This is a genomic window from Microbacterium sp. ZXX196 (genome assembly GCF_009709595.1).
Classification (GTDB): domain Bacteria; phylum Actinomycetota; class Actinomycetes; order Actinomycetales; family Microbacteriaceae; genus Microbacterium; species Microbacterium excoecariae.
Genome location: NZ_WMEE01000110.1, coordinates 1 through 279 on the forward strand (window position 1 = coordinate 1; position 279 = coordinate 279).

The following is a 279-nucleotide window of genomic DNA, read 5'->3' on the forward strand; positions in this document are numbered from 1 at the left end:
TGTAATCTTCAACTGACATAGATCTTCTCCATTTCCTTTTCCTACATTAATATAACCATAATATTAATTACCCACAAGGCAATAGAAAGTACAAGGCCTATCGTAGCGCAGGTCTTTCCTGTTTTCGCCTGTTGTGCGCTGCTGGATGCCATTCCCATCCTTGCCCGGGAAAATGCCAGTGTGGCAAAAATAATTCCGGCAATAGGAATCCAGCAAAGAACAATACTTAAGATGCCGAAAAGCTTTGCTTTTGACGCTGCATCTGTATTGTCTACCATA

1 protein-coding gene is annotated in these 279 nt (G+C 41.6%); it reads right to left on the bottom strand.

Annotation, left to right across the window (positions count from 1 at the left end; all coding sequences use genetic code 11):
- Nucleotides 1-41: 41 nt before the first annotated feature.
- Nucleotides 42-279: hypothetical protein (locus GJQ66_RS14195; RefSeq protein WP_230379591.1), on the bottom strand; the 238-nt coding region annotated here is incomplete at its 5' end.